Here is a 10254-nt window from a genome sequence, read left to right on the forward strand (position 1 = left end):
AGCAATTTCCTCATGACGGAGACAACATCGGATCGGCCATGCCGAATCCTTGCAATAGAAACAAGCTGTGATGAAACGGCTGTGGCGATTGTCGAAGACGGCACTAAAGTGTTGGTCAGTCTGATTTCAAGTCAGATTGAGACCCATCGTCAATTCGGCGGCGTGGTGCCTGAAGTGGCTTCACGTAAGCATGTGGAGTCCATTACACGGATTATTGAAGACGCGTTGAACGAAGCGGACATGACCCTGCGGGATATGGACGCCATCGCGGTAACCCAAGGGCCCGGACTAATCGGGGCCTTGTTAATCGGGAGTGTCGCGGCGAAGGCGCTCGCGCTGTCAGCCGGCCTGCCGCTGATTGCCGTGCACCATATCGCGGGACACATTTACGCCAACCGGCTGGTCCAGCCGCTGGCGTATCCGCTTCTCGCTCTGGTGGTGTCCGGCGGACACACCGAGCTTGTGTCGATCGAGCGCCCTGGGCGCTTTGAAATCATAGGCCGGACGCGGGATGACGCGGTGGGTGAGGCCTATGATAAGGTTGCGCGGGCGCTCGGGTTCCCTTATCCAGGCGGTCCGCATGTCGACCGCCTGGCCGTGGAATCGGCGCAAGTCATGCCGCTGCCGCGGGCATGGCTTGAGCCGGGCTCTTACGATTTCAGCTTCAGCGGGCTGAAATCGGCTGTCTTGGCCGCGCTGAATACGGCCAAGATGAAAGGCGAAGCCGTCGATCCGGCAGCGCTGGCGCGGGGCTTTCAGGAGTCCGTCATCGATGTTCTCGTAGAGAAATCGATGCGGGCGGTGAAAGCCCTGGGCGCGAAGCAGCTGCTGCTCTGCGGCGGCGTCGCCGCCAACAAGGGCCTGCGTACCGCGCTGGCTGCGCGGTGCGAGGCTGAGGGCGTGCCGCTGGCGGTGCCGCCGCTGGCCCTGTGCACGGACAACGCGGCGATGATTGGCGCCGCCGCGTATCTCAAATGGCAAACGGGTGAGTTTGCCGATCTGAACTTCAAGGCGGAGCCGGGGCTGTCCCTGGAAGAGTGGTCCGTACGGGCTGACTAATTAAGCATAAAAAAAGAACGGCTCAGGCCGTTCTTTTCCGCATCTATTGGATTTTATTTTTTAGTTTGGCCAACTCTTCGTTATGTTCCCCTAGGATTCGTTGGTGTGCATCCAACCGTTCCTGTATAGGCGGGTTATCAGCCGCAGGCGTTTCTAACACAGCTCTTTGAAGCTGCTGGATATCTCCGCGGACTTCTTGAATCTCACCCCGGATCTCCTGCATTTCACCCCGGATTTCTTGGACTTCGCCTCGAATCTCTTTAATATCACCGCGAACCTCCGAAAAACCTTGACGCATTTCCTCACGCAGTTCAGCATTTTCCTTGCGAATTTCTGCTAATTCTAGCTTGAATTCATTTAATAAACCTATTATTTTGTCCTCCATGATTAACCGCCTTCCATCATGATGAACCTATTATACTTTGGAATATGGCTTCAATCTAGTACTTTTGACACACTTTAAATAAAAATTTCCAATATTGTGTTGACTCCAGAGAACAACCTGTGATAACTTACTAGTAACTAAACATGATTTGTGCGGAAGTACCGCCCTTGAATGTGCTGATAACAGCGCGTTTTGGGGCGGTTTTTTTGCGTACATTCACCTAGTACACTTGGGAGTTTCACAGAAAGGAGCGATTCATGCACAAATGGATATCAGCGCTCATCGGCATGTTCATCATGGCGGGGAGCGTGGTTTGCTTCATTTTTTACATGAAAGCCTATGAGCAAGATTTAACCATGATGGTGACGTACAAGCCGAAATCTATGATTTATTCGGGTGAACTGATCAAGGAGGAGATGATTCAGCAAGTAGAAATTCCGGTTGTACAGCACGTGGACAATGCCATTACGAACAAGAGTGAGATTGTCGGTAAGCTGGCCGCCATACCGATCGGGGAGAGCGAGGAGTTCCTCTCATGGAAGCTGGAGAAGGATAACATATTCCCACAGGAAGGTGAGAGTTACTACGGTTTTGAAGTAACGGGGATACAAGCGGTGAACAACATGCTGCGCAGGGGAGATCGGATCCAAGTATGGACGGAGATTGATCCGGCTAAGAGAGAGGCCGAAGATGCAAAAGGAGGAGATTTATCTGAAGCTCCAAGCGACGCTAGTAACCTCAGCGACTCTAGTAATCCAGCGGATCTTGCCCAACCAGACGACTTAACCCAAACAACCGCTCCTGACCCTGCAAGCCCCGCTCAATCCTTATCCACTAATGTTTCCCCCGCTGTTGAACTTATTTTGCAAGATGTGAAAGTCGCCTCAGTAAAGGATACGGAAGGTCATGAAATTACCGATGCCAAACCTACCACCTTAGGCAATCTGAAGGGTTTGACCCCGGAAGAACGGGACCAGTTCCGTTTTCAAGGATTCAGGACCTCCGCAACAGGCTTCCCCGCAACAATCACCCTCATCATGACACCCGCGCAATACAATCGATTTACAGAGGGACGGCAACGCGGAATATTACGATTTGGCTTAGATAACCCGTTCTTAACCCTGAAAGAGGAATCCACTCGAGAGAAAGGAGCGAAGCCGTGAAGATTGTTCTCGCGGTAACCACACCGGAAATCGGTGAGCGAATGATGGAATGGATGCCGGAACCGAAGCGTGCAGAGGTTTGTTATACCGACAAAGAACTGATTACACGAACCGCGCAGCAAGGAGACGAGCTTACTCATATATTCGTTATGGAAGATTTGTTTAAGGATGAATACCCCTGGGATTGGATGCCTCGGCTGCGCCGCAGTTGTCCTCAGGCGAATATCGTTTTAAGCCAGCATCACCAGGAAGATCCGCTTTTTCGGGAAGTAAAGATTAGTCTGGGCTTGGAGTTTAACATTGGAATGATACCCCCCTATGGTATTTTCCAGGATGTTATACATGAACTGAGCACACGCTTCTTCAATTCTCGTAAAATCACGAATTCAACAGGGGGCAATCTCATAAGCTTTCTGTCTGCTGCTCCCAAAGACGGTTCGACTTCGGTTGCCATATCCACGGCGCTGGCACTGGCCAAGAACACCGGCAAATCAATTGCCCTGTTGGATCTCAACTTCAAATCTCCTGAGATTCAGGATCAGCTACGCTTGAAAGGCGCCAAGGGATTTCCTTATATTCAGGCGGAATGCGACTCGGGCACACTCTCACCGGATACGCTCTTGCGCGCATGTCTCCCTATGCCGGGAACGCCTAATCTTCATATTCTAACGGGATTGCGCAGAAGAGAATGGGCGGAGAGAATTCTGTCTGAGGAGATCGGACACTTGCTTGAAGTGGCCAGAGAAACGTTTGATATTGTCATTGCGGACGTTCATAGCTTCCCTGATCAAGCGGCGACAGTCGAATGTGTGCGAAATGCGGATATACGGTTCGTTGTAGTACAACCGCTCGTTACAAGCTACGAAAGTGCGTGGCATGATTGGTATCGCGGGGTGTGGTCCTATTTTGGATTGGGTGAGCGAGATTTCCGAATGATCCTGAACCGTTCTGTCAGCGGCGGTCATAATGCGCAGGACGTGCGTAAGAGCACAGGGTTTGAGCCCGTCGCGGTGCTTCCCGATTTAGGGTCCCCTGAAGGCGCCAAAGCGGTAAACGAGGGAATCCCTCTCTACTGCTCGGAAGGTCGTTCCGCGGAGGAGTTCAAGGGAGAGATTGGTACACTCAGCCGGTGGATTGCAGATCAAGCCGGAATTCAGTGGATTGAACAGCCGTCGACTTCCCAAACAAGAGCGAGACATAAGTCCATCGCGATGATTCTGCCTTTTATGAAAAATTTTAAGTAACCGCAGAGGTGATGTGTGAAAGCATACGGGTCCCCTAACAAACGTGAACGTTACTCTATTCTCGAACAATTAAAGAATATGCAAGCGAAAGCGGAACATTCAAACCCGGATTCGGCAAATTCTGTGCAACAGAGGGGTTATGAGCTTAAGGATTTACATGAAGTTGTGAAACTTGTTCAGGAAGAGTTGAAGACGAACACCGGATTACTCATGCGGAACTTGGACTACAAGGAAGTTATACACCGCGCGGGTCTGGGCCATCCTCAAGCACAGGAACAAGTCAAGGCTATGATCAAAAAAATCATACAAGACCGGCAAATCTATGTCACTTCCGGCGGTATATTGGAACGGATGGGGCTGAATGAAGCCGTATTTGCCCTTTCCATCGGCGCGGGATACATTGAGGATTTATACAAGCAGAAGGACGTAGAGGAAGTGCAAGTGAACGACCGCGACATCTTTGTTATGAGGAACGGCGTTTCCGTCAAACATGCTCAGCAATTTGATTCAACGGAACAAGTAATCAGGCTGCAGGAGCGCCTTGCACTTTACGGTCGGGCACGTATTAACGAGCAACATCCGATCTGCCATACCTATATGTATAATCGCGCCAGACTTACCATGACCCAGCCGAATTATTCCGCATTTCCTACGATAACCATTCGAAACTTTATCCTCAAAGATCCATCCCTAAGTTCATTGCAAGATCAAGGAACTTTAAATGCTCCCATGAGCCGTTTGTTATCTTTGCTAGTCCAGTTTCATGCCTCCATCATCGTCGCCGGAGGTACCAAAACAGGCAAAACCACCACATTATACGCCCTATCCAGAGAAATTCCTATGAAAGAGCGTGTGCTTACACTGGAAACCGAATTCGAAATGATGCTGCATGAAAGATTAGGCGGAGGACGCAATATCGTTCCATTTCAAGCGGTGAATGAGCTCGGCATCTCCATGGAAGAAGCTTTCAAGCCTTTGCTTCGCAACAGTCCGGATCGGATTATTGTCGGAGAAATTCGCGGCGCTGAAGCCTCGCAGGCGGTACAGGCCGCGCTCAGAGGTCACGACACGATGGTGAGTCTGCATTCCAAGTACCGGAGTATGATTATATCCGACATTATGGACATGGTGAAACAGGACGGACGGTCGCATGACGATAAGCTGCTGAGGCATCGCATCGCGCGGGCGTTCAATATTGTTATTTTTCAAAGGTTAGTGAAAGAGAATGAATTCAAGAGCAGGAGGGTTATAACTGAAATCAGTGAAATTTGTGCATCCGACGACGGTGAAGTTAGCTTGGTTCCTCTTATTGTGTGGAATCATAGCGCAAAAACCTGGGAGCGAACAGGAAACCGTCTGAGCAACGAGCTCATCGAGCATATGGAAAGCTACGGGGCGGATCGGGAGTTGTTGGAACGGATAGGTGCGGATGAATGGTAATTAGCTGGCTGATCACGGTCTCTTTTGCCATCGGAATCCTGTTAGTGTTGCATCCTGTCGTCTACGGAATTTCCCGATTGTTGGTCAAAAGAAACACCTATTCCTTCTTCCGCCGCCAACGTAAAGAGCCGGAACGGCATCAGTTGCTGGACCTGGAGCGTTTACCGGGGTTTGCTCGTCTGGAAACGTATATGAGTGTCGCGGGAGTCCAAAGCTCGCCGTTTCTGATTACATGCCTGAGCATCATTATATTTATTGTGTTGTTCTCGGTTACTTACCGGACTTTGGCTTCGTTCATCAGCAGCTTGGTCATCGGAGGCTTATTTAGCGGACTTCCGTTCATTTACATCTGGCACCGGTATCAACGAATGCAGCAACGTATGGCTCGGGTCATGATTCCTACAGTTCAAACGTTCATCGGGTATTTTACAGAGGCCGAAAATTTAGCAGGGGCGATTTATAAAGCAGGAGGGGCAATGCCAGCCGAGATGGCGGGGGAATGGGCAAGGTTGACGATGGAACTGGAAACCGGCGAGGCTGCGGAGCCTTCCGTCATTAAGTTTGCGGAACGAGTGGGGAATCATTGGGCGCAGGATTTTGCCGATATTCTCATCATTCATCTGGAAACGGGAACCGACATTGTTCCTTCCTTGTTCAAGCTCATTAATGAGATGCAGAATGCCATGTATAACGAGGAGAAAAGAAACACATTGCTTGCCGTCTACCGCTACGGGACCCTGCTCATGATTGCGATGGCTGTATTTATTGTCGGTTTTAACATCTGGATTCAACCTTCCAACCGTGTGTACTACTTCACGGATCCTGGGGGCAAAAAGTACGTTACCGTTACGGTAGTGGTGTTATTCGCATCCTTCATCGGAGCGCTGCAGCTAGGCAAAAAGAAAATATAGAAAGGATGAAGCCCGGGAATGATATGGTGGTTTGCCATGCTTTTTGGAGTCGGATGCGCGGTATTGCTTGTAGCAGTGATGTTAATGGTACCTGTACGGAACCGAGTGCGTACGCCTTATTTAGTGTTAAAGAGAAAGGAAACGTTCCGTAAATGGGCGGAGGATCAGATGGGCCGTGTACAGCGGAGTACTTCCAATGAGAGCCTACGCGCACTTCTCAAGCTGGCAGGGCAGCCGTTCGGGATGGGGGTGTTTCGATATCGGGTAATTCAGTTGTTGTTGCCTGCTGTGATAGCAGTCGGATTGTTAGCTAACAGGCCTTACTCCTTGATCAAAATCATTCCCTTTCTTCTGCTTTCATTCATCTTGCCGCCCCTTACGGTACACCTTCTTGCATCGAAGCGGAAAGAACAACTTACCGCGGAAATTGTGAAGTTTTCTCATCGATTAGTCGTTAGTCTTAATGATCAAATCCAGTTGTATTATGCGATACGCCGCGCGGGCCGAACTTGTGTTGTGCTGGCTCCTTACCTGGAGCATCTGCTCTTGGATTGGTTAGACAATCCGAAGCGGGCCATTCGTCAATTTGCGGATGATGTGGGCATTCACGAGGTGTTGCCGTTAACGAACACGTTACTTGCCACCTGGAACGCGCCGCAGGATAAAATTCTGAGTCTGTTTCATCACCAGATCCGCAACATTGATACGATGCGAGATTTTCAAATCAAAAAAAGTATCGAAGTATCCCCGCTTCATGTCACATTCCTGATTGTTATTCCCTTTATATTTGTTGTCGGTTTAATACTGCTGCCATGGTATATGGAGGCAATTGCGCTGATGCGTGAAGCTTTTTGAAGGAGGAGTGAAGTGGATAAGTTAGTGATCAGCATTGTTGTGACGGTTATCTTAATCGGAATCGCTTTTTATGTGTTTAACGCGGAGATTGGCCCGGGTCTCGTAGGTGGCGGCGAGAATCTAAAACTTAAAATCGAAGATGCCACATCATAAAACAAATATTGGAGGACTGAATGCATGGATAAATTGGTGATTGGGATTTTGATGGTTGTATTGTTGATCGGCGGTTGTTTCTGGGTTTTTAATAACGATAACGGCATAAATGATGCCATCGAAAACGGAGGCAGAACGATTAACTCAAAGACGAGCGGTTTTGATTATAACGGCATGACCGCGCCTGGAGCAGGACATTCCACGGATTGGGTAGCGACCCCGACAACGAACGATTAATGGATAAATTGGCGGTTACGCTGGTCATGGCTATTATTGTTTTGGGCATTGGGGTGTATGTATTCCTCGGGGACGAGGGAATTAATCAAGAGCTGGAGGAGGGGCATACCCGGTTACAGCAGGAAGTGCGGCAATGGGGATACACGACGGTACCCTAGACTATAGGTGAGCAGAGGCAGGTTGTAATCCATGTGGAAGCGATTGTGGAAAGAGGAAAGCGGGATGGCGGAGATGGTCTCCCTATTAATCGTGATGGGGGTATTCCTGTTTGTTTCTATGGGAATGGTTTCATTCATGACGTTTATGATGCGCCAGGAGAAGCTGGAGACGATTCACCATCGCGCATTGGAAATGAGTACCCAGGAGGGGTATATTACACCATCCATTATGGAGGATACCAGGCTGAAGCTGCAAGCTTTGGGATTCCCGTCGGTACAGCGAAATGGAGTGGATTACCCTTCGTTTGAAGGCAGTACATTGATCAAAGTGCAGAGGGATGATGCGGATCCAACCGTGCAAGTTACGATAAAATACCCTGCTACGTTGTTACAACGCATGGTGGGCCTAATTGGAGGGAATGCGACGGAGGAAGAAGGCTATTATTTGATTGAGGGAGCGGGTCGGAGCGAGGCTTTGGATGATTAAATTGTGGAAGGACGAACAAGGCGGCGTTTCCATTATGGTTCTCAGCCTGATTGTGCTGGGTATGTGTATGTTGGCCTTCATGGTGGGCGTGGACTATGTCAAACAAATCTCTACGGCTTCCCGGGTGAAGCAGCATTTGAATATGGCCTTGCACGGAGCATCTCTGTCTGTGGATAAGACGAAGCTTGCGGAAGGAATCATCTCTCTGGACACCGTAACTGCTTCGTTTCGGGTACAGGATCAATTTGCGGCTATTGTGCGAAAGAATATGGGAATTGATGACAGGTGGAAAGTCTTGACCAGCAGTTATTTGGAGGAAGAAAGTGACTTTGTGGTGCATGAGTTGATTTACGCGGATCCAGGGAGTTTGGTATTTGATAATTTGATTCCTGATGCATCCGCATGCTCTATGTTTGGCTCGCGTATGCAATGTACTGTGAAGTTATATGAAGGAACGGTTAAAGAAACGACTCGCGAGATTGATGAAATGTTGGTCGGACCGTCTTTGCTGGCGGTTGTTGAAGTCGAACATGAGGGTGTGGGTTGGTTGAATGACGAGCCGGTTGTGATTGCTAGTGTGCAGGAGGTCCGTTTTCAATAAATAGTATTGATGGATTGTAAAGGCTCATGATATGTTTGTTGGTATATTTATACATATAGTAGTGGGGGAGTTTCTATGAACAAAAGCGGGAGTAAGAAAGCAGTATCCACTTTGTTGGCATTGGTGTGTTCAGCGAGTATATCAGGGAATGCTTACGCACTAAGTTTCTCAGATATCAATAGTCATTGGGCCAAGGCTGGGATCGAAAGTGCTGCCAAAGAAGGCTTAGTGACCGGATACAATGGAAAATATCTGCCTGATGCTCAAACATCCAAAGCGGAATTTGCTTCTATTTTGGATCGTATGTTACACCGTGCCGATTCAGCTAGTGTTGTCGGACTGCCAACTTCTATGAAAACGCATTGGTCACGTGCCTCTGTGGAAAATTTGGTTCGCTTAGGCGTTATTTATAATACGGAAGCATCCCGCTTCATCCCTACGGGAACGATTAGCAGGTTTGAAATGGCAACATGGTTGAGCCGTGCTCTGGCAACTATAGACCCTAGCTATGCGGATGCTTTGAATGACTTAAAGGGAGAAGCGGCGGTTATTCCAGTATCGGAGTTTTTCAAAAATAAAATGACTATGGACCAAAACCCGGCGGTTGGGTTGATGATCGGTACGGGCATAATGAAGGGCTTGCCGGATGGTTCATTTGGGTTTGCGAAAGTAGCCACGCGGGCAGAAGTTGCTGCGATAGCTTTACGGTTTAAGGCAGTTTCGAGTAAGACAGCTGATACGTTCAGTGAACTGAACGAACTGCGCGAAGTTGGAGTCACCGGAACAAACCTGACTTCGCTCACTCCATATAAGTTTGGAGCTCCGCACGGTACAATAAAGGATTTCAGTCATGTCCGCAATAAAACATACACCATGGACAATGGAGCTGGGAAGATAGATATACATCGAATGTTATTAGTGGACGCGGATTCTAATAAAGAAGTAAAAGGTGTTTATGGGAAGCTTTTTATTAATGAAAGTTCTGATGTTCATAAAGGCCCTCATTATTTTGGTTATATGCAAATCACAATCACGCCATCTATTAATAATTTTACATTAGCTAAATACTTGCAAGGTGCAAGTGGAGATGGGATCGTGAGCGGCTTGCATATCTCTAGATTTTCATACGATGTATTCGGAATACAAGGCCTCCCGCAGGGAGATTGGTCTAAATTTTTCTATAAAGGAAAGCCGGTAACGTTTTGGGTTAGCTCAAATTTTTCGAAGAATGCTGAAAGTGAAAAGAACTATGTAATAAAGACAGATGATGGATATATATCCATATACAATTAAGCGAGGTTTAATTTTAATTTGATAAAATCAAAATTATATATAATTTTCCTAACTGTATTAACATTGTCGCAAAATATGTTCTGGGTTCCATTAAATTCAGAAGCAAACGCAAGCTATAAATTATATCCTGATTACCCTGCAAAGAAACAAACAAAAATCAAGGATATACAAGGCACCGATACAACAGACGGGGTTGTATATTGGTATCAACAAGACGACTTAAAATGGGTTGCAGAAAAGGTCGGCACAGCATCTGACGTGGTTACCG

General features: G+C 48.1%; 13 protein-coding genes. 12 read left to right on the forward strand and 1 reads right to left on the reverse strand.

Features of this window, described 5'->3' with window-relative positions; all coding sequences use genetic code 11:
- Positions 1-12 precede the first annotated feature (12 nt).
- Complete coding sequence (gene tsaD, locus SY83_RS12930) at positions 13-1059, forward strand: tRNA (adenosine(37)-N6)-threonylcarbamoyltransferase complex transferase subunit TsaD (protein ID WP_068607109.1); 1047 nt, start codon at positions 13-15, stop codon at positions 1057-1059.
- Positions 1060-1102: 43 nt separating this feature from the next.
- Here the strand turns inward: tsaD and SY83_RS12935 are convergent, their stop codons facing one another.
- Positions 1103-1444 (reverse strand): hypothetical protein, encoded by a 342-nt coding sequence (locus tag SY83_RS12935; protein ID WP_068607111.1) that lies wholly within the window; start codon positions 1442-1444, stop codon positions 1103-1105.
- A gap of 257 nt (positions 1445-1701) precedes the next feature.
- On the opposite strand from SY83_RS12935, the gene SY83_RS12940 reads away from it, so the two are divergent.
- The 11 genes from SY83_RS12940 (at position 1702) to SY83_RS12980 (ending at position 9986) form a co-directional block, all read left to right on the forward strand.
- A complete protein-coding gene (locus tag SY83_RS12940) occupies positions 1702-2607 on the forward strand; it encodes an SAF domain-containing protein (protein WP_068607113.1) in 906 nt (301 codons plus the stop codon).
- Entirely contained in the window at positions 2604-3851 is a 1248-nt protein-coding gene (locus SY83_RS12945) for a CpaE/TadZ family protein (protein ID WP_068607115.1), read from the forward strand. Before SY83_RS12940 ends, SY83_RS12945 begins: the two co-directional genes overlap by 4 nt.
- A gap of 15 nt (positions 3852-3866) precedes the next feature.
- Positions 3867-5291: an ATPase, T2SS/T4P/T4SS family gene (locus tag SY83_RS12950; protein ID WP_082882510.1), complete on the forward strand. Its 1425-nt coding sequence runs from the start codon at positions 3867-3869 to the stop codon at positions 5289-5291.
- Positions 5285-6202, forward strand: a complete 918-nt coding sequence (locus SY83_RS12955) for a type II secretion system F family protein (RefSeq protein ID WP_068607117.1) — start codon at positions 5285-5287, stop codon at positions 6200-6202. Before SY83_RS12950 ends, SY83_RS12955 begins: the two co-directional genes overlap by 7 nt.
- Before the next feature lie 18 nt (positions 6203-6220).
- Complete coding sequence (locus SY83_RS12960) at positions 6221-7057, forward strand: hypothetical protein (RefSeq protein WP_068607120.1); 837 nt, start codon at positions 6221-6223, stop codon at positions 7055-7057.
- A gap of 12 nt (positions 7058-7069) precedes the next feature.
- Positions 7070-7210 (forward strand): hypothetical protein, encoded by a 141-nt coding sequence (locus SY83_RS23115; protein ID WP_157279855.1) that lies wholly within the window; start codon positions 7070-7072, stop codon positions 7208-7210.
- Between the two features lie 24 nt (positions 7211-7234).
- Positions 7235-7447: a hypothetical protein gene (locus tag SY83_RS12965; RefSeq protein ID WP_068607122.1), complete on the forward strand. Its 213-nt coding sequence runs from the start codon at positions 7235-7237 to the stop codon at positions 7445-7447.
- Positions 7447-7605: a hypothetical protein gene (locus tag SY83_RS23335; RefSeq protein WP_197479849.1), complete on the forward strand. Its 159-nt coding sequence runs from the start codon at positions 7447-7449 to the stop codon at positions 7603-7605. Before SY83_RS12965 ends, SY83_RS23335 begins: the two co-directional genes overlap by 1 nt.
- A 31-nt stretch (positions 7606-7636) precedes the next feature.
- Positions 7637-8092, forward strand: coding sequence for a hypothetical protein (locus SY83_RS12970; RefSeq protein WP_068607125.1), 456 nt, complete (start codon positions 7637-7639; stop codon positions 8090-8092).
- Entirely contained in the window at positions 8085-8693 is a 609-nt protein-coding gene (locus tag SY83_RS12975; protein ID WP_068607126.1) for a hypothetical protein, read from the forward strand. Before SY83_RS12970 ends, SY83_RS12975 begins: the two co-directional genes overlap by 8 nt.
- Positions 8694-8768: 75 nt before the next feature.
- On the forward strand, positions 8769-9986 hold the full coding sequence (locus SY83_RS12980; RefSeq protein WP_068607128.1) for an S-layer homology domain-containing protein: 1218 nt from the start codon (positions 8769-8771) through the stop codon (positions 9984-9986).
- Positions 9987-10254 lie beyond the last annotated feature (268 nt).

This window comes from Paenibacillus swuensis, from assembly GCF_001644605.1.
Lineage (GTDB): Bacteria > Bacillota > Bacilli > Paenibacillales > DY6 > Paenibacillus_N > Paenibacillus_N swuensis.